The following is a 20841-nucleotide window of genomic DNA, read 5'->3' on the forward strand; positions in this document are numbered from 1 at the left end:
ATTTAATAGTTGGAAAAAGAAAATAGATAAAGAGTAATACCTTTAAAATCGGAGGAAACCCAAAATGCGTAAAACGAAAATTGTATGTACCATTGGTCCATCCAGTGAATCTCTGGAGAACACCAAAAAATTGATTATGGCCGGTATGAATGTGGCCCGTCTGAACTTCTCCCACGGTGATTTCGATGAGCACGGCGGACGGATCATTGCGATTCGCCAAGCATGCGAAGAATTGAACAAAACAGTAGCGATCCTGCTGGACACCAAAGGACCGGAAATTCGGACAGGTAAACTCGAAGTTGAACCGATCGAATTGGTTCAAGACGAGTACATCACTTTGACAACAGAAGAAATTCTGGGAACCAAAGAACGTCTTTCCATTACGTATACAGATCTTCCGAATGATGTTGAACCGGGATCTACAATTCTGATCGACGACGGTCTGATCGGACTGACTGTGGTGGAAGTGCAAGGCACCGAGATCAAATGCCGTATCGTTAACGGCGGATCGATCAAAAGCAAAAAAGGTGTTAACGTTCCGGGCGTTGCCATTTCTCTACCGGGTATCACCGAAAAAGACGCTAACGATATCGTATTTGGTATCGAACAAGGTGTCGATTTCATCGCGGCTTCTTTTGTACGTAAAGCAAGTGACGTACTTGAGATTCGTGAATTGCTTGAAAAACACAATGCTGGACATATCCAAATCATCTCCAAAATCGAAAACCAACAAGGTGTCGATAACCTCGACGAAATCCTTGAAGTGTCTGACGGCCTGATGGTTGCTCGTGGAGACCTGGGTGTTGAGATTCCTGCGGAAGAAGTACCATTGGTACAAAAACGCATGATCCAAAAATGTAACGTTGCAGGTAAACCGGTTATCACAGCTACACAAATGCTGGATTCCATGCAGCGTAACCCGCGTCCAACACGTGCGGAAGCAAGTGACGTGGCGAATGCGATCTTCGACGGTACGGACGCAATCATGTTGTCCGGTGAGACAGCTGCGGGTAAATACCCTGTTGAATCTGTTCTGACCATGTCCCGTATTGCTGAAAAAGCAGAATCTGCTCTGCCTTACCAAGAGTTGTACCTGAAACAACGTGTTGCTCAACAAACAACAGTTACAGAAGCAATCAGCCAATCGGTTGCTCTTCAAGCTCAAGATTTGAACGCAAAAGCGATCATTACTTCGACTGAATCAGGACATACTGCACGCATGATTTCCAAGTATCGTCCAGAATCTCCAATCATTGCTGTGACAACGGAAGATAGAACTTCCCGTCGTTTGGCTCTGGCTTGGGGTGTAACTCCTGTCAAAGGAAGACTGGTTGATTCCACGGATGCTTTGTTCGAAAATGCAATTGAAGGCGGCGTAAAATCCGGACTTGTTAAAGAAGGAGACCTGGTTGTGATCACAGCAGGTGTACCTTTGGGTCGTTCCGGTTCTACCAACCTGATTAAAGTAAGCCAAATTCCAAACAACGCTTAATAGCGTCTTGGATGGAGAAGCAACAGGAAAGAAGCAATGGGGCTTTATTGTCCCGTTGCTTTTTTTCCATCTTATTGACACTTTACAACGATGTAACACGTATGAATGATAGAGCGAAGGAGGCCGATAACGTGCGAGAACAGAGCAATGGTAACTGGTATGCGGCACGTCTTCGTGTACGCTATCAAGAAAGTGACCAGATGGGCGTGGTCTACCACGCGAACTATTTGAATTGGTTTGAAATCGGTCGAACTGAGATGATTCGCCAAATGGGGTATACATATCGTAAAATGGAGGAACAGGGGTTACTGATTCCCGTAACCGGACTGGATGTGAAGTATCACAAGCCTGCCCGATATGATGATGAGATTATCATTTTCACCCGTATTGCTGCATTTAGTGGTCTGCGACTGAATTATGAGTATGACGTAAGACGCATGTCTGAAGAACCTGATGAGCATATGGCGATTGGAGAACGGGTATGGTCAACTGATGAATCACTCCCCGGTGAACGGCTAGTTACAGGTTCTACCCAGCATGTATGGGTGAATGGGGACTGGAAGCCAGTTCGGCTGGATAAGGCAGCCTCTGAGTTATACAGCGCGCTTGAAAAGGTGTGGCTTTCGGGAAAGGGGTAATACGTCAATGCGAAAATGGATGTGGGCTTTACTCTTAATCATTCCGGTGATTGAATTATTTGGTTTTGTTCTGATGAGTGACTGGATCGGAGCCGGAAAGACATTGCTTCTCATGATTCTCACGTCCTTGATTGGTATAGCAATGTTGCAGTTTGAAGGGCGAAAAGTACTTGTGGATGCCAAATCCGAGATGGAGCGTGGCAAGGTACCAGGAAGAAAAATGGTCGATGGTCTTTTTATTTTTGTCGGTGGTTTCTTGCTTTTGATTCCAGGCTTTGTAACGGATCTGATCGGCTTTACACTGGTATTTCCATTAACACGTCCGGTGTACCGTCTGTTCTTCCTGGGGTGGCTGGAGAAAAAAATGAAAAGTGGCAAAATTACGTTTTATCGTCGTCCGAAATGAAACACCAGTTGTTTTGCATAATGAAAAGGCTCCGCTCAACAGATGATTTCTGTTGAACGAAGCCTTTTTCTATTTTTCCTGCGTGCTCATAAGGTCATGCCTCATCGGACACGTCCGTTGATGATATACGTTCTGAGGTCGCGTAATACGTTAGCCCGATTGAACGCATCGAGAATCACGAGACTGACAGGGCCAATAATCAAGCCCAGAACACCAAACAACTTCAAACCCACAAACATGCCAACCAGCGTGGCGAGTGGGTCGAGCCCTACACTGCTTGCAAGTACCTTCGGTTCAATAATCTGACGGGCGATCAATAAGATCAAATAGATAATACTAATCCCAATACCCAGATACAGATCCCCATTCATAAAGAGGTACGCTGCCCAAGGCACCATGATAAGGCCAACACCCAGATAAGGAAGCAGATCGACCAAACCAATCATCAGAGCGATGGTGAAGGCTGAATTGACTTGCAATATAAGCAGTCCAATCATGACGAATAGTGCTGTAATCGAGATCATGATCAATTGTGCTCTTGCGTATCCGAACAGTGCCTTCTTAAGGTCGGTCCAGATGTCGGATATCGGCTTGCGAATGGAAGAGGGTACCCATCCCGATACGGTGATGTTGTGCCTGGTCCAGCTTTTGCTAATGAAGAATGTAGACAACAGAACAACGATTAATACCGCGCCCATGTTCGGCAGAGAAGTCAGCAGACTCAGAATCATGTTGAAAAATCCGGTGACCAGATCTGTGACGGCTGTACCCACCGTTTCAGTTGTTTTACTAATATTGCTGTTGATGGTTTCCTGGTAGTTGGGATTTTCCTTGTAAAATTCATTGATCTGCGCAGTCAAACTTTGAATGGTGTCATTCTGGGTCCAGCGCACAAACGTGTCCTTGATCTCATCAACATGAAGATCAAAGCTTGTCGTAAGTGAAATGACTTCTTTTACCATGCGGGTAATCGCCGCAGACAGCACCACCGCAATGGCTCCAAAATAAAGGATCAATGAAAGAGTCACAGCCAGCCAGCGCGGGAATCGTGCTCGATGCTGAAGCAGTTTCACTAAAGGATTCATGGCATAGGCGATAATCCAAGCAATCGCAAAAGGGTACAAAAGCGGGAACAGCAAGTATATGGCAACGGCGATCAGAACGGCCGCAATGATAACCCATAAGCCACGGAGCAGGCGTTTCATTATTATTCTATCCAAGCATCAACTCTCCTTATTTCAATTAAGCCGACCTATGTATGATCCATGAAGCAGTATTAAAAATAGATGGCTATCTTAATTAATATAGAGCATTTACAAGGTTTTGAAACGCCGGGATGTTACCAGATCTTGTTCAAAAGCGGATTTTTGAACAAGATGTATGGGGATTCTTTCTTTTGCCTAGAGTATGCCTTAGTATTACAGAATATAGCAATAGAAAGTTCTCATACGACAGGATTGGTTAAAAAACATTAAATGTCAACCTTGTTTTTGTAAAGGCTTTCAAAAATGCTTTATCAGTCCGATAAAGAAGTTTGATGTGCGAATGAACTCTCATCATGTTCACATAAACGACAAAATCCAGTATGATGTTATAAGTAAATACCGATTGACAGATAGGAAAACCGTAGTTTGAAATATTTGTTAATTTTAAAATGAAAATGTTTACAAAAAGAGAATAGGTGCATTTTGGCACTTATATGACACTCTGGAATGGTTCCTGATTTCGCTTATTAAAGGAGAGATGTAATATGACAGCTACCAAAGGTCTGGAAGGCATCGTTGCGACAACCTCTTCGATCAGTTCTATTGTAGACGGTGTGCTCACATACCGTGGTTACGATATCGACGATTTGGCTGAACATGCCAGCTTTGAAGAAGTTGCCTATTTGTTGTGGTTCGGTAAATTGCCAACAACGGATGAACTGAAATCCCTTCGTAAAAGCCTGAGCGATTACGCGCCGATTCCGAGCGAGTTGATTGCACAAATCCAATTGTATCCGAAAAACGTCAGTACCATGGCAGCACTTCGTTCCGCTGTCTCTGCACTTGCACTGTACGACGAGCAAGCGGATGAGATGACAACGGAAGCGAATGAGAACAAAGCGGTTAAGTTGCAAGCACAGTTGCCAACGATTGTGGCAGCCATCGCCCGTATCCGTCAGGGCAAAGAACCTGTGGCTCCAAAAGAAGGCGCTTCCATCGCAGAGAACTTTTTATATATGATGACTGGTGAAGAACCATCCGAGACCGCAGTGAAAGCATTGGATCAAGCCCTTGTCCTGCATGCGGATCACGAGTTAAACGCGTCGACATTTGCAGCCCGTGTAACGGTTGCGACGCTGTCAGATATCTATTCCGGTGTAACTTCCGCCATTGGCGCACTGAAGGGACCACTGCATGGCGGTGCTAATGAAGCCGTTATGAAAATGTTGAATGAGATCGGTACGCCAGATCGTCTTGAAGCGGCAATTCAGGAAAAACTGAATAATCGTGAAAAAATCATGGGCTTTGGACATCGGGTGTACAAAAACGGTGATCCACGCGCCAAACATCTACAGAAGATGTCCAAGGAACTTGGCGAGATGAACAATGATACGCGTTTGTATGATATGTCTGTGAAGATCGAGGAACTGGTAACAGGACAAAAAGGACTGAAGCCTAACGTAGACTTCTATTCTGCTTCTGTATATACCCAACTGGAGATCGAACAGGAATTATTCACTCCGATCTTTGCCATCAGCCGGGTGTCTGGATGGACTGCGCATATTTTGGAACAGCTTGCGGACAATCGCATCATTCGTCCACGTGCGGAGTACACTGGTCCTACAGAACAGAAATACGTTTCTATTGAACTTCGCTAATAGCCGCAAAAACAGTATAATAATATGGACGAGGTGAAGGGTTGGAAAGCAGAGGCTTTACTGGCTTAAGCTCTCAGGACCCTTCTCTCAACAAGACTAGTGGTATGATGAATACTGCATATACGAAACCTAGGAGGAATTTTAACTATGAAATTAGAAAAATTTGCTCACCCAACTGAAGGCGAAAAAATCCAAATTGATAACGGTACACTTCAAGTACCTAGTAATCCAATCATTCCATTTATCGAAGGTGACGGTACAGGCCGTGATATCTGGAAAGCTTCCAAACGTGTATTGGATGCAGCTGTTGAAAAAGCTTATGATGGCAACAAAAAAATCGCATGGTATGAAGTGTTTGCTGGACAAAAAGCATTCGATACATACGGTGAGTGGTTGCCGAATGATACACTGGAAGCCATTCGCGAGTATATCGTAGCGATCAAAGGACCATTGACTACGCCAATCGGTGGCGGTATCCGTTCCCTGAACGTAGCCCTGCGTCAAGAGCTTGACCTGTACACATGCTTGCGTCCTGTTCGTTATTTCGACGGTGTACCTTCTCCGGTTAAACGTCCTGAGTTGGTAGACATGGTCATTTTCCGTGAGAATACGGAAGATATCTATGCAGGAATCGAGTATGCTGAAGGTTCTGAAGAAGTGAAAAAAGTGATCCAGTTCCTTCAACAGGAAATGGGTGCTAACAAAATCCGTTTCCCTGAGACTTCCGGTATTGGTATCAAACCAGTTTCTTCCGAAGGTTCGAAACGTCTGGTACGTGCAGCAGTGCAGTATGCAATTGACCATAACCGTAAGACGGTTACACTGGTACACAAAGGTAATATCATGAAATTCACAGAAGGTGCCTTCAAAAACTGGGGATATGAAGTGGCTGAAGAAGAGTTCGCTGACAAAGTATTCACATGGGCACAATACGACATCATCAAAGAAAACGAAGGTACAGATGCAGCGAATGCAGCACAAAAAGCTGCTGAAGATGCTGGTAAAATCATCGTAAAAGATGCGATTGCCGATATCGCTCTGCAACAAGTATTGACTCGTCCAGGCGAATTTGATGTTATCGCAACATTGAACCTGAACGGTGACTATCTGTCCGATGCACTTGCAGCGCAAGTTGGCGGAATTGGTATCGCTCCTGGAGCGAACATCAACTACGTAACAGGACATGCTATCTTCGAAGCAACTCACGGTACTGCACCTAAATACGCGGACAAAGATGTCGTGAACCCTGGTTCCGTTATTCTGTCCGGAGTAATGTTGCTTGAGCACTTGGGATGGCAAGAAGCAGCTAACCTGATCTACAAAGGTATGGAAACATCCATTAACAATAAAACAGTAACGTATGACTTTGCACGTCTGATGGACGGCGCTACTGAAGTGAAATGTTCTGAATTCGCGGATCAAATCATTAAAAACCTGTAAGGGGAGATGTGAATCTTGACTATTCAGCGCAAAAAAATCACAGTAGTCGGCGCCGGTTTTACCGGTGCTACGACCGCATTAATGCTTGCCCAAAAAGAACTCGGGGATGTTGTGCTGGTTGATATTCCTCAACTGGAGAACCCGACGAAGGGGAAAGCACTCGATATGATGGAAGCAAGTCCTGTTCAAGGATTTGACAGTCATATCGTCGGTACTTCCAACTACGAAGATACTGCAGGTTCTGAGATTGTAATCATCACCGCTGGCATCGCCCGTAAACCGGGTATGAGCCGCGACGATCTGGTCAATACGAATGCGGGTATCGTGAAGTCCGTTTGTGAAAATGTGAAAAAATATTGCCCTGATTCCATCGTCATTATTCTAAGCAACCCGGTGGATGCGATGACTTATGCAGCTTATCAGACCCTTGGTTTTCCTAAAAACCGTGTTATCGGTCAGTCAGGTGTTCTGGATACAGCACGTTATTGTACCTTCATTGCGCAAGAGTTGAACGTATCTGTTGAAGATGTTCGTGGATTCGTTCTTGGCGGCCACGGAGACGACATGGTGCCACTCGTTCGTTATTCGAGTGTAGGTGGTATTCCGATCGATACGTTGATTCCGGCAGACCGCATTGAGTCCATTGTTCAACGCACACGTGTTGGCGGAGGCGAGATTGTGAATTTGCTGGGTAACGGCAGTGCCTATTATGCACCAGCAGCTTCGCTTGTTCAGATGACCGAAGCGATTTTGAAGGACAAGAAACGTATCATTCCAGTGATCGCTTATCTTGAAGGTGAATATGGCTATAATAATCTGTTCCTCGGTGTACCAACCATTTTGGGTGGTAATGGCATTGAGAAAATATTCGAACTTGACCTGACAGCGGAAGAAAAAGCAGGATTGGATAAATCGGCTGATTCGGTTCGCAACGTCATTTCGGTAGTAAACCTGTAAGTTTGAAAACTTTTTGAACAGAAGCTAAAAGAAAACCTCCGGTAAACCCGGAGGTTTTCTTTTCTTTGGATAAGTTCCCCAGTATAATGGGATGTGATGTATAGCACACCGAAAATGTTGAGGAGGATGAAAATTTTGACAATGATTATGTATTTGCTCCATATTGTTGGAGCACTGGCGATGGGATTCTATTTGATTCTGCCATTTGTGGTCGGTAAAATCCGTACTTTGAATGCCGCAGCACAAGAGGGAGCCTTTGCATCACTTCGTTCTTTGAACAAAGTCGCGCAGTATGGACTTGTAATCCAACTTCTTACTGGTGGTTACCTGATGACCAAAGGTGAGTATTCTCATGTCTGGATGGCTGTCGTTGTTGTTCTGCTCTTGGCTATTGCGGCTATTGGAGGAATTATGGGTAAACCGCTGCGACTCGCTGCAGAAGGTGTGAAAAACAAACGTGATGTGGGTCCTGAGCAAAGCAAGATCCGTATGTTCAGTACACTTCTGGCTGTATTCTTGCTAATCATGGTGTACCTGATGGTGAATAATCAGGTGATCTAAATGCGTTGCGGACGGTTAATCCACCTTATGAAGATGTATTGTTAGTCGTTGGTTAAGCGTTTGCAGACGTACTTAGGACAAGCGGGATGAGATGTAAGATGGTGTTTCGTTGGAACAAACAAAAAATAGACAGCCTCATTGGCTGTCTATTTTTTGTTATTATCAAGATAAAATCAGTAGTCCGCGGTTTATTTGAACTGAAACTAGAGGGAATCACTACCATACACATAACAGCATGCATATTCCATCAGACGCGATCTACATTGGTTAGGTTGTACTCACAGTATACGCCCGCACTGCATTTCGACCATTGCGCTTGGATTCGTACAAGGCAGTATCAGCGTCGCGTAACAAGGACTCCAGCGAATCTGACCCTCCATTGTACTGGGCAATACCAAAGCTTGAGGTCAGCGTAATAGGCACTCCCTTAACATCCAGGGGGTCATTCAACAAGGCAACTCTCAGTTGTTCGGCAAGTTCCTCGGCTTCTTGAAGAGAGGTATTCGGAAGAGCGATGACAAACTCTTCTCCTCCATAACGGGCAAACAACATCTCAGGGCTTAAATATCGATTACAAACAGAGACCACATGAATGATGGCCTGATCGCCAACATCATGCCCGTACGTATCGTTGATGCGTTTAAAGTAATCAATATCAAATAAAATAAATGAAACAGGTTGCGGGTTAAGCTGAGCTTTACTCAAAATCTCCCGTCCTCTATGCAAAAATTGAGTGCGGTTATATATTTTGGTCAAACCATCGAAATAAGCCAGTTGTTTCAGCTGTTCTTGTAAAAAGCGTTGTTCCGTTATATCGATTAACATAATTAGACTGCCGACAGTCTGTGCATCCTTGTTATACACGTAAGATGTCCTGACCTGATAACAGACGGTCTCTCCATTTAACTGCCAGTACAGATCGGTTTGCAATCCTTCTCTTCCGTATTCAACGGGAAACGTCTTTTCAGCAAGATTAAGCCAGATATCATCCAAGGGTTGGCCAATCATGGTTGTATTAAGCTCTGGCAACATGTCACGCAGAGATCTGTTGTAATCGACCAGTCGATTGAAACTATCCAGTACAATAACACCTTCACGCATACTCTCGAAAATACTGTCTTTGGCGATGGGTACGATGGTCAGTAGACGTGAGGATAGAATCGCCCAGATATACATGGCAGATGTGATACACATGAGCACGGGGACGGGGTCCATCCCGCCGGGGGTCAAACCAAGCAAATACAGAAAAGCTGCGACCATAGGAATAATCTGTGAAGTAATGAGAGTAAGTAATTGACGACGGTACATCTTCTTGGTGTGTCTCCATTGTCCAATCAGAATGAGGCAGGCACATAACAGACAGGAGAAGGTAAATGCACCGTGTACAACATACCATTGACCCACTGCGATATCCATCAGAGGAACGGGACTATCTTCTCTCAGCCATACTTTTTTATAAAATAGATGATGAAAGTCATTGGTTGCAACCATACCTAGTGTAATGGAAGGGATTACAAACAGCGAGGCAGTTACCTTTTTGGATAACGTTTTTCCTGTGTACTTTATCATCAACATGAGGCCAAGAGATGCGGAGAAGGGCATACCTATATACTCCACGGTGGTCCAAAACATCATCTGTTCCAGCGTGTTGCTGGCTAGCTCAATCGCATAACCAAAAGTATATATGGAGAGTGCTGCTGTGTAGAGAATGAATATTTTGGAACTGGGAATCTCGGATCTTCTGAAATAGGTATATAAACACAAAAAGACATTCAGCACGGCTGAAGTAGCGACGAGTGTTATATATGAATTAATATGCGATTCCATTGTCAGGTCTCCATGTTAGGTTAGAATGATTAAACCAATAAAGATGAGAGTTAAAGCACATCAGTATACTGTACATTGTACATCAGCCCAAGCAGCATAGGAATACACTTTGTATCATGAAACAGTCTAATTTCGAATGAATTTCGAATTTTGGCCAAACAGGCATTGAAGCAAATTGGTTGTTTGATATCTATAGAGGGTGGTAAATAACGATTAGAGACAGCACGCTGAGGCTTAAGTTGCTGTTCATCGCAGAAGAATAATCTGAACTGTTCATGCCATCCTACAGAATGAGACTTTTTCAGAGAACGAAAGACAAGGAAGTATACAGTTAGGGTCCATGTCTTCTGTAATCCAAACATGTTCACATTTTGAGAGGAGAATGTTAGATGTCAACCAACACACAACAAAATCAAAAAACAATGCCAGCACAGCATCAGGATCAACGCCCCGGTATTGAATCAGAGATGCATCCCAGACCGGAATTTGAGAAGCCTGAATACAAGGCAGCAGGTAAACTGACGGGTAAGGTGGCCCTTATTACAGGGGGTGACAGCGGAATTGGACGTGCTGTTGCTGTTACGTATGCCAAGGAAGGCGCGGATGTAGCCATTGTATACCTGAGCGAGCACGAAGATGCCAAGGAAACGAAACGTCAGGTCGAACAAGAAGGACGCAAGTGCATCTTGATTGCAGGTGACATTGGTGATGATGCCTTTGCGAAGAAATCGGTTCAGCAGACAGTAGATGAACTGGGCAAACTGGACATTGTCGTGAATAACGCAGCAGAACAGCATCCACAGCAGAATCTGGAGGATATTACGCCAGAACAGTTGGAGCGTACATTCCGTACCAATATTTTTGGCATGTTCTATGTGACGCAAGCAGCCCTGCCACATCTGAAGAAGGGCAGTACAATTATTAATACAACCTCTATCACAGCTTATCGCGGAAGCCCAACCCTGCTTGACTATTCATCTACCAAAGGAGCAATCACTTCGTTCACTCGTTCGCTATCGATGAATGTGATTGAGAAGGGAATTCGTGTTAATGCCGTTGCACCAGGGCCGATCTGGACACCACTCATTCCATCCACATTTGATGAGAAAAAAGTAAGTGAGTTCGGCGCAACGCAGCCAATGAAGCGGCCAGGACAACCGGATGAACTGGCTCCCGCTTACGTATACCTTGCTTCGGACGACTCTTCGTATGTGAGCGGACAGGTGATGCATGTGAATGGTGGCGAAGTGGTGAACGGATAATACGTTAAGAACGTTTAGATTCAGGATAGGATTGATTATATAGAGAGGCGTATCGCTTTCAGCATGGCTGAGCGGTGCGTCTTTTTTATATCAGGTGAATATGTATGTCAAAGATGCGGTTAGCACCTGTTTACAAAAGTCGGCATCTCTGTTGATACAACTATGATATTTTATTATTAGCCTTGTCTCACTGCAGTTGATAGCGTATTGCAAAGTACTGACTGAAAAGATTGGGGGTCCCCTAATCTGTGATATGATAGATCGAGCAATTATACTCGGAGGGACAAGTCATATGAAAATGAGCAAACAGAATGCAACACATTATATATGGGGTGCACAGTGCGATGGTTGGCATCTCGTTCAAAATGAAACACTGAGCATTATTCATGAACGAATGCCCGCAGGAACGGCTGAAATACGACATTATCATTCGGTAAGCCGTCAGTTTTTTTTCATCCTCAGCGGTGAAGCGTGTATGGAACTTAATGGAGAGACGTTTGTGCTGGAAACCCATGAAGGAATAGAGATTGTACCCGGAATGCCGCATCAGATGATGAATCGGAGCGACGAAGAAGTGGAGTTTCTTGTGATTTCCAATCCGGGTACCCGTGGGGACCGAATTGAACTGGATTCAATGTAGAGCAATTCATAAGATATTAATCTGATCATAAAGGAAGAGATAGATGAGACCGTTCCGAATTCGCCTTGCCATCATTATGATGGTGCTGATCGGCGTATCCGTCATTGTGGCTGGATATACGATGGGCAGAGTGTTTAAGACTACGCATATAGCCGCATTGGAGCAAACCATGGTGCGCGAGATTAATTTGCTCAAAGCAACTTTTCCATTCCATGATGCAAGTGATCCAACCTCGGAAGCCACACGAAAGTATTATTCAGATCGGGCGCTGGAACTGGATCGTCTGACGGATTCCCGGGTAACCTTCATCAATAAAGACGGCATGGTCATTGGAGATTCCGAGAGTGATCCGGCATCCATGGATAATCACTTGAACCGTGAGGAGATTAAGGGTGCCGTCGGAGATGGATACGGGCAATCCATACGTTACAGTGAGACATTGGGACAAGACATGCTGTATGTAGCACTACCTGTGAATTCGGATCAAAGTGATATGATTGAAATACCTAGCGGCAAATTTGATGGCTACATTCGTCTATCCATGAGTCTACAGGCTGTGGATCAAGGGCTTCAGCGTGGTTGGATGATTATGTTTGCTGCACTTGGGCTATTGTTCTTAATTGTCGCGTTTGTCAGTTATCGGGTTGCACGTGGATTAACCTCCCCGATTGAGCATATTACAAAAGTGGCCCATCGGATCACCAAGCTGGAATACGATGCCAGAGTTGATGTAACGCGTAGAGATGAGATCGGACAGCTGGGGCTTGCCATAAACGGAATGGCAGACAGCTTGCAGTCCCAGCTGAAGACGATCCGTGACAATGAAGCGTTGTTACAGAGTGTCCTCGCGAACATGACCGGAGGTATTGTCATGATCGACGCAGGGCAATCCATTGCACTGGTCAATCGGGAAGCGGAGCGTATGCTTGGTATTCAGGCAGGAAAGGTTACGGGTAAGCCTTATACTGAATTGAAAAGACACTACGAATTAACACGTACCATTGAAGAGAGTGTTGCACTGAAAGAACGGATGCATGAAGAAGTAAGTGTGTTCAACCCGGAGGAAAAACTGATCCGTATTGATGGAGTACCGATGTCCGAAGATGATGGTGGATATCGAGGCATGTTGTTCCTGTTGCAGGACGTGACGGCGATTCGCCGATTGGAGTCCATGCGCAGTGAGTTTGTTGCAAATGTCTCTCATGAGCTCAAGACACCAGTCGCTGCGGTCAAAGGGTTTGCCGAAACGTTGCTCAGCGGCGGGGTACAGGATAAGGAGACAGAGCGATCATTCCTGAAAATCATCTATGATGAAGGAGATCGACTTAACCGATTAATCGGGGATATTCTGGAGTTATCCAAAATTGAATCGAAACGCGCACCGTTGCAATGCTCACCTGTGCATGTACACTCTTTCTTCGAAATGGTGCTGGGCACCTTGTCCAAGGTGGCGGAGAAAAAGCAAATTCGTCTGGAAATGCATGTTCCGGAGGAACTGTACATTGAAGCGGATGAGGACAAGATGAAGCAGATTTTCATCAATCTGTTATCCAACGGCATCAACTATACCCCCGATGGTGGACGAGTGAAGTTACAGGTGACGATGGATAATGATGATGAAGTTGTCTTTGCGGTGTCAGATACAGGAATTGGCATACCGAAAAAAGATTTGCCGCGAATCTTCGAGCGGTTCTATCGTGTTGATAAAGGCAGATCTCGTAATTCAGGGGGCACAGGCCTTGGACTTTCCATCGTTAAACATCTGGTGGAATTGCATCATGGCAAATTGTCTGTAGAGAGTGAACTGGGCATGGGGACAACGTTCCGTGTGATCCTTCCATTCATTCAAGACGAAGAGATGTAGGCGTCTAGTATCAAAATGTAAAAAGTGTGTATTGTTTTACACCGCGTTAACAAATTAGTGCTATGATAGAAAAAGTGTTGTGGCAACAGACAACCTATGAAGAGAGAAGGGGTATCATGGCACAGCGTTTACTAGTTATTGAAGATGAACCTACATTATCAAGATTACTCACGTATAACCTGACACAGGAAGGTTATGACGTTACGGCAGAGGATCACGGATCTGCAGGATATGATCGGGCCTTGTCCCAGGAATTTGATCTCATTTTGCTGGATTTGATGCTTCCGGGCATGAATGGTCTGGACATTCTGAGCAAGTTAAGAATACAGGGTGTTAGTACACCGGTTATCATTCTGACGGCCAAGAACGGTGAAGCCGAGGTTGTACAGGGACTGAAATCGGGTGCCGATGATTATATTACCAAACCGTTTGGTGTATCTGAGTTATTAGCCCGAGTGGATGCGGTATTAAGACGTTATTCCAATGGTGAAGATTTACCACAGCTTGAGGACAAAGATGGCTCACGAATTATTCTGGGCGAACTGGAGATCTATCCTTTGAAATATGAAGTGACACTGGGTGGACAATCCATCAGTCTGCGTCCAAAAGAGTTCGAAGTACTGCTATATTTGGCCAAAAAGCCGGGTGTGGTACTGACAAGGGATGATCTGATGAACGCTGTGTGGGGCTTCGATTATATCGGAGGTCAACGAACCGTGGATGTACACGTCAGCTCATTACGTAAAAAGCTGGAGCTGGACCCGGAATCGGTTCACATTGATTCGATTCGCGGTGTAGGTTATAAATTGGTTGTAAAAAGAAAAACTCCCCATCATTCAAGTTAGCAATGATCGGGGAGTTTTATTTTACGTTCATTTAACATAAAGGAAGATTTTTCTTTACGTAGAGGGAGTAGCATGGACTTATCTGAGTGATACTTTGTACCTACATAACCCACCTCAAGACGGAGGTATTACGTAAAGGAGATTGCGCATTTATGCCCATGTTGCTCGAAGTGAAACCTGACCAGCCTCATGTTGTTTTACATAATGAAGAATTAACTACACCCATAATGGAGCAAACTGAAGTAGCACTAGTTGCTGAAGAATCTGTGATCCATTTGCATGACTATTATCGTCAGGTACCTGTCGCCGGAGTCCATACCACCTGTGGAGAAGCAGCCACGATGATGAATCAGGATCAGGAACACCCATGTATCGTATTGTGTGATGAGCAGATGAAACCCACTGGATTGTTAATGAGAGAGACGTTATATCGGATGTTAAATGGCCGTTTTGCCGCAGATCTATTCTACCGTAAGCCGGTCATACAAGTAGTGAATACATCTCCGGTTATTGCAGATATTCATATGGAAGCCGCAACGATTATTGATATCGCACTTGGACGGAATGAACAGCATTTCTACGATTGTCTGTTGGTTACGGACCAAGGCAGACTGCTTGGTGTGTTGACGATGCGGGACGTAATGTCGCTATCTCGCAGATTACAACAGGCTGTTACGGAAGAGCGCATACGTACAGTAACCGAGAGCAGACAGGAGATATCCAGAATCAACAATGCGGTCACCAAGCTGGTGAATGCAGCGAATCAGACCGTTCATGAGGCCCGTGAGATCATGGCATTGTCCAAGCAGGGCGAAGAGAGTTTGAAGCACGTTGATGCTTCCTATAACCGGGTACATCAGCATATGGAAAGTCAAGGTCAACATGCGGATCACATGCTGAATTCGATCAAAACAGGCTCAGGCATGGCACAATCCATTCGCTCCCTGGCAGATCAAAGTGGTCTCCTCGCCCTGAATGCTTCCATTGAAGCAGCTCATGCCGGTGAATATGGACGAGGTTTTCAGATTGTTGCAGGCGAGATTCGAGCGCTCGCAAAACAGACCCGTGAGGTTGCGGGGAACATGTCTTCATTGCTAGAGAATATTGGTGGATTGACCCTTCAGACTGTTGAACTGGTTAAGGCAAGCGGAGCGGAGATTGACGACAGTTCGGTGCATGTCACCGCAGGGGGAGCAACGTTCCGACAACTGAACAGTGCGGTGAGAGATTTGTCTCGTATAGCAGAGGAGATCGCCATGGAAGGCGGGAAAGCTGGAGAAGTTGCAGAGCACATTCGTACGAAGCTGGATGAGATGGTTTCGAATGGAGAGTAAACTATAAGGTAGTCAATAAAGCAGGCATCAGCAATCAGATTGATCCATCAAGCAGATCATGAAGGTTAAGGATGTCTTTTTTACATTCCGTTAACATGAAAGTGATACTGTTTTTACAATGAAAGGGTAGGATATTAAAGATGGCCGAGCAGCGATGAAAGATTATCAGTATCGGTCTCAACGTAAAGGGAGTTTCCGTGTCCCTGCAGCGAAGGAGAAGTGAACATCCATGAAGGACCTCATTCACATTGAAAATCTTAATTTATATTATGATACGCATCACGCGCTTAAAAATATATCGATGGATCTGCCGGAAAAAACCGTTACTGCGTTCATCGGGCCGTCAGGTTGTGGTAAATCGACATTGCTTCGCACGTTAAACCGGATGAATGACATGATTCCGGGTGTTCGTGTGGAAGGACAGGTTATGCTGAACGGCTCCGATATCTACAGTAATGAGATTGAAGTGGAGACACTGCGCAAACGAGTTGGCATGGTGTTCCAACAACCGAACCCTTTTCCAAAATCCATATACGATAACGTGGCTTATGGACCTCGCTTGCACGGGGTAACCCAAAAGGCTGAACTGGATCAGTTGGTGGAACAAAGTCTTGTCCATGCTGCATTGTGGGATGAAGTGAAGGATGTATTGAAAAAGTCGGCACTTAGTTTGTCTGGTGGACAACAACAGCGTCTCTGTATTGCACGGGCGCTGGCTGTACAGCCTGACGTTCTGCTGATGGATGAAGCAACGTCTGCACTCGACCCGATCTCCACATTGAAGATTGAGGAACTGGTGAAGGAATTGCATCACAAGTACACGATCGTTATGGTTACCCACAATATGCACCAAGCGGCACGGGTATCTGGACGCACGGTATTTTTCCTGAATGGTGAAGTGGTGGAGGCAGCTGATACGGAGACGTTATTCTCCACACCGCAAGATTCCCGAACCGAGGATTATATATCTGGAAGGTTCGGTTAAGCGAGCTGAATTGGAATGATCCCGGCATACCCGGAGATGATGGATAAGGAGGACATGAAATCTATGATTCGCAGAAAAGAATTTGATCAGGAGCTTGAAGAGCTGCGTACCTTGCTCAAACAAATGGGTGAACATGTAGGAGCAGCATTGGATGGTGCTATTGAGAGTTTACAAACGATGAACGCGGAGAAAGCTCAGGTCATCATCAAGAATGATGCGAATCTGAATGCCCTTGAAGACAAAATTATGGAACTTGGCTCCAAACTGATCATCACACAACAGCCGGTGGCGAAGGATCTCAGACGTATTATCGTGGCATTCAAAATCTCCAGTGATCTGGAGCGTATGGGAGATCTTGCGCTCGACGTGGCGAAGGTGACACTCCGGATGGATGGACAGAAGCTGATTAAACCTCTGGTGGATATCCCGCAAATGGCAGAAATCGTGAAATCCATGATTGATGAATCCATCGAATCTTTCCTGAAAGAAAACACAGACCTGGCCTACAAAATGGCTCAGACAGACGATCAGGTCGATCAACTGTACAGCCACATGATCAGTGATCTCTACACGTTAATGTCAGAGCATCCTAATCAGGCTTCTCAGGCTATGCTGCTGATGATGGTTGGACGTTACATTGAACGAATTGGCGATCATGCAACCAACATTGGTGAGAGCACGGTATACCTGGTGACAGGTAAACGTCCGGATCTGAATCAATAGAAGAGCATTGCTTTGGAATTGGGGAATCAGTACTGATTAAGTAATGCAATCATATGAATGGAAAAGGACTTTCTCTCAGGTAGGCTGTGTACAGCTGTCTGTGGAGAAGGTTCTTTTTTGCGATTAAATGTGAAGTGAAAGAGGCTATTCTTTTTGATGTGACAGGTGGGTATGGTATCATGAGAGTAGATGTAATTTGAAGAGGTTGACCATATAATACGCGAGGTGCTGGAATGGACAAGTTTATTCTCATAGATGGAAATAGCATTATTTACAGGGCGTTTTTTGCAATGCCGCCTCTGACCAACTCGAAAGGTCTGCATACCAATGCGGTATATGGCTTCACTACGATGCTGCTGAGATTGCTTGAAGAGCATAAGCCTACACATGTCATGGTTGCATTTGATGCAGGCAAAATCACGTTCCGCCACGAAGGGTATCAGGAATACAAGGGTGGACGGGAGAAAACACCACCAGAGTTGTCAGAGCAATTCCCTTTGCTCAAAGAACTGCTGAAAGGACTTGGCATTGCTCAGTTTGAGCTAGCTGGATTTGAAGCGGATGACATCATCGGAACGTTAACCAAACGCGCAGATGAAGCGGGTAGACAGGTGCTCGTTGTATCGGGTGACAAAGATATGCTGCAGCTTGCTTCCGAACATGTACATATCGGGCTGACGCGTAAAGGGGTAACCGATATTGAGCTGTATGATCCTGCTCAGATTAAGGAGCGTTATGGTCTGTCGCCGCTGCAAATCATTGATCTCAAGGGTCTGATGGGCGATGCGTCCGATAACATTCCAGGTATTCCCGGGGTTGGAGAGAAAACAGCGTTGAAGCTGCTGCACCAGTTCGGATCGGTAGAGGATGTGCTGAACGGCACAAGTGAACTGAAAGGCAAGATGAAAGAAAAGATCGAGGCCCATGCCGAAGATGCCCGGATGAGCAAACAACTCGCGACGATTCACCGGGAAGTTCCGCTGGAGCAGACGTGGGAGGATATGCAATTCGCTGGATTAAAAGAAGAAAATGCGGGCCCTGCATTGGCCAAGCTGGAATTCAAATCCTTGCTCGAACGCCTGTCGTTCAGTGGCAGCATCGGTTCTGAACAGGAAGCGGTCCCTGCTGCCGAAGTTGAATCCTCCATTGCAACAGAGGACAACATCAGTGAGCTGTTCAGTTCCCTCGATTCCATTGATGTCCTCCACGTGGAGACACATGGGGATAACCCGCACCAAGCGAAATTGATTGGACTTGCTGTAGGTTCCGCTGGAACATATACGTTCATATCTCCCGAATTGCTTCATTCCGAAGCTGCGGCTCCAGTGCGGGCGTGGCTTGGTAATTCAGACCAGCCGAAGCGCGGTTATGATCTTCATCGTGTAGACCTGGCTCTTCATGCGCATGGTATTGAATTCGCTGGTGCGTCATTTGATGTACAACTAGCTGCGTATTTGCTTGATCCAACGGAATCCAACCAGACGATTAGTGGACTCACGACCAAGTATGGTTTGCCGTCACTTGTGGAGGATGACACGGTTATGGGCAAAGGGGCCAAGTACAAGGTGCCGGAAGTGGAGATCTTGGGCGATTTCCTATGTCGGAAGGCTGCTGCAGTAGCAGCCATTATTCCACTTCAGGAGCAGGTGTTGGAAACGGATGAGATGAATTCACTGTTCCATGAACTGGAGATGCCGTTGTCACGTATATTGGCAGACATGGAGAAACGGGGCATCAAGGCCAATACAGCCGATCTACAGGCTTTAGGCAGTGAGTTTGAAGAACAGATCAGCAGGTTGATGGCTGAGATTTACAAGCTGTCAGGAACGGAATTTAATCTGAATTCACCAAAGCAACTGGGTGAGATTTTATTTGATAGACTGGGCTTGCCAGTGGTGAAGAAAACAAAAACGGGTTATTCCACAGATGCGGAAGTATTGGAGAAATTGGCTCCTTATAATGATGTGGTCAAGCATATTCTACAATATCGTCAGCTTGCCAAGCTACAATCCACTTATGTGGAAGGATTGCTCAAAGAGATATCCAATCGGGATGGCAAGGTGCATACGTATTATCGTCAGACCATCGCCGCTACTGGACGACTTAGCAGTCAATTCCCGAACTTGCAGAACATTCCGATTCGGATGGAGGAAGGTCGCAAAATCCGGAAGGTATTTGTTCCTTCCGAGCCCGGATGGTCCATTTTGGCAGCGGACTATTCCCAGATTGAACTGCGTGTACTGGCACATATTTCGGACGATGAGCGCTTGAAGGAAGCATTTGTCAATGATATGGATATTCATACAAAGACCGCTTCGGATGTATTTGGCGTGAAGCCTGAGGATGTGGATGGGGATATGCGTCGTTCCGCCAAGGCAGTTAACTTTGGTATCGTGTATGGCATAAGTGATTATGGCTTATCACAGAACCTGCACATTACACGTAAAGAGGCCGCGCAGTTTATTGATCAGTATTTTGAAGTGTTCCAGGGTGTCCGCCGATACATGGATGACATTGTGAAGGAAGCTCGTCAGGATGGTTACGTCAAAACGCTGTTGGAACGTCGTCGCTACCTGCCAGAGATTAATGCCAGTAACTTCAATCTGCGTTCCTTCGCAGAGCGTACGGCGATGAATACACCGATTCAGGGAACAGCGGCAGATATCATCAAGCTGGCCATGGTACAGATGGATGAAGCGCTACGGGAACGCAAGTTGAAGAGCCGTATGTTGCTTCAGGTGCACGATGAACTTGTATTCGAAGTGCCTGCCGATGAATTGGAATTGATGAAGGAATTAGTGCCTTCTGTCATGGAAAAAGCATTGGAACTGTCGGTTCCGCTGAAAGCAGAAGTCAGCTTTGGTGATAACTGGTACGAAGCGAAATAAATCAAGTGCTACGCGGTTTTTCCGGTATTTTACAAAAGGCCCTTTCATGTTTGAGATATAAGAAAAGGGTCCCGCTGAGCGGCATCTTCCGTTATAATATAGGGGAGGTGAGAACA

17 protein-coding genes are annotated in these 20841 nt (G+C 45.4%); 15 read left to right on the top strand and 2 right to left on the bottom strand.

The genetic code is table 11. The features are described from left to right. Positions 1–64: 64 nt before the first annotated feature. The 3 genes from pyk to MHI52_RS09995 all read left to right on the top strand — a co-directional run bounded on the left by pyk (position 65) and on the right by MHI52_RS09995 (position 2536). Positions 65–1492 carry a pyruvate kinase gene (gene pyk, locus MHI52_RS09985; RefSeq protein ID WP_017689492.1) on the top strand — a complete coding sequence of 476 codons (1428 nt, stop codon included), beginning with the start codon at positions 65–67 and terminating at the stop codon, positions 1490–1492. 101 nt (positions 1493–1593) lie between these two features. Beyond that, positions 1594–2130, top strand: coding sequence for a thioesterase family protein (locus MHI52_RS09990; protein WP_127544303.1), 537 nt, complete (start codon positions 1594–1596; stop codon positions 2128–2130). 7 nt (positions 2131–2137) lie between these two features. After that, positions 2138–2536, top strand: a complete 399-nt coding sequence (locus MHI52_RS09995; RefSeq protein WP_036669966.1) for an FxsA family protein — start codon at positions 2138–2140, stop codon at positions 2534–2536. Between the two features lie 101 nt (positions 2537–2637). Here MHI52_RS09995 and ytvI read toward each other — a convergent pair whose 3' ends face one another. Beyond that, positions 2638–3756 carry a sporulation integral membrane protein YtvI gene (ytvI, locus tag MHI52_RS10000; protein ID WP_036609832.1) on the bottom strand — a complete coding sequence of 373 codons (1119 nt, stop codon included), beginning with the start codon at positions 3754–3756 and terminating at the stop codon, positions 2638–2640. 530 nt (positions 3757–4286) lie between these two features. Between ytvI and citZ the strand changes: the two genes are divergently transcribed. The 4 genes from citZ (at position 4287) to MHI52_RS10020 (ending at position 8357) form a co-directional block, all read left to right on the top strand. Continuing rightward, on the top strand, positions 4287–5399 hold the full coding sequence (gene citZ, locus MHI52_RS10005; RefSeq protein ID WP_017689488.1) for a citrate synthase: 1113 nt from the start codon (positions 4287–4289) through the stop codon (positions 5397–5399). A 147-nt stretch (positions 5400–5546) separates the two neighbouring features. Then, a complete protein-coding gene (gene icd, locus MHI52_RS10010) occupies positions 5547–6839 on the top strand; it encodes an NADP-dependent isocitrate dehydrogenase (RefSeq protein WP_036609828.1) in 1293 nt (430 codons plus the stop codon). A 15-nt stretch (positions 6840–6854) separates the two neighbouring features. Continuing rightward, entirely contained in the window at positions 6855–7796 is a 942-nt protein-coding gene (mdh, locus tag MHI52_RS10015) for a malate dehydrogenase (RefSeq protein WP_127544301.1), read from the top strand. A 135-nt stretch (positions 7797–7931) separates the two neighbouring features. Further along, positions 7932–8357 (top strand): hypothetical protein, encoded by a 426-nt coding sequence (locus tag MHI52_RS10020; protein WP_017689485.1) that lies wholly within the window; start codon positions 7932–7934, stop codon positions 8355–8357. 267 nt (positions 8358–8624) lie between these two features. Here the strand turns inward: MHI52_RS10020 and MHI52_RS10025 are convergent, their stop codons facing one another. Further along, positions 8625–10184 carry a histidine kinase N-terminal 7TM domain-containing protein gene (locus MHI52_RS10025; protein ID WP_127544299.1) on the bottom strand — a complete coding sequence of 520 codons (1560 nt, stop codon included), beginning with the start codon at positions 10182–10184 and terminating at the stop codon, positions 8625–8627. A gap of 389 nt (positions 10185–10573) precedes the next feature. Between MHI52_RS10025 and MHI52_RS10030 the strand changes: the two genes are divergently transcribed. The 8 genes from MHI52_RS10030 (at position 10574) to polA (ending at position 20725) form a co-directional block, all read left to right on the top strand. Next, entirely contained in the window at positions 10574–11446 is an 873-nt protein-coding gene (locus tag MHI52_RS10030; RefSeq protein ID WP_047842322.1) for an SDR family oxidoreductase, read from the top strand. A 292-nt stretch (positions 11447–11738) separates the two neighbouring features. Beyond that, positions 11739–12086 carry a cupin domain-containing protein gene (locus MHI52_RS10035; RefSeq protein ID WP_405158950.1) on the top strand — a complete coding sequence of 116 codons (348 nt, stop codon included), beginning with the start codon at positions 11739–11741 and terminating at the stop codon, positions 12084–12086. 43 nt (positions 12087–12129) lie between these two features. Continuing rightward, on the top strand, positions 12130–13950 hold the full coding sequence (gene pnpS / locus MHI52_RS10040; protein WP_036669981.1) for a two-component system histidine kinase PnpS: 1821 nt from the start codon (positions 12130–12132) through the stop codon (positions 13948–13950). A 116-nt stretch (positions 13951–14066) separates the two neighbouring features. Continuing rightward, entirely contained in the window at positions 14067–14795 is a 729-nt protein-coding gene (locus tag MHI52_RS10045; protein ID WP_036609823.1) for a response regulator transcription factor, read from the top strand. A 152-nt stretch (positions 14796–14947) separates the two neighbouring features. Continuing rightward, positions 14948–16129, top strand: a complete 1182-nt coding sequence (locus MHI52_RS10050) for a methyl-accepting chemotaxis protein (RefSeq protein WP_405158951.1) — start codon at positions 14948–14950, stop codon at positions 16127–16129. Positions 16130–16358: 229 nt separating this feature from the next. After that, entirely contained in the window at positions 16359–17114 is a 756-nt protein-coding gene (pstB, locus tag MHI52_RS10055; protein ID WP_036609821.1) for a phosphate ABC transporter ATP-binding protein PstB, read from the top strand. A 63-nt stretch (positions 17115–17177) separates the two neighbouring features. Continuing rightward, positions 17178–17837 carry a phosphate signaling complex protein PhoU gene (phoU, locus tag MHI52_RS10060; protein WP_036609819.1) on the top strand — a complete coding sequence of 220 codons (660 nt, stop codon included), beginning with the start codon at positions 17178–17180 and terminating at the stop codon, positions 17835–17837. Between the two features lie 233 nt (positions 17838–18070). After that, positions 18071–20725, top strand: a complete 2655-nt coding sequence (gene polA / locus MHI52_RS10065) for a DNA polymerase I (RefSeq protein ID WP_405158952.1) — start codon at positions 18071–18073, stop codon at positions 20723–20725. Positions 20726–20841: the final 116 nt, after the last annotated feature.

It is taken from the genome of Paenibacillus sp. FSL H8-0283, assembly GCF_045040675.1.
In the GTDB taxonomy this organism is placed as follows: Bacteria; Bacillota; Bacilli; order Paenibacillales; family Paenibacillaceae; genus Paenibacillus; species Paenibacillus amylolyticus.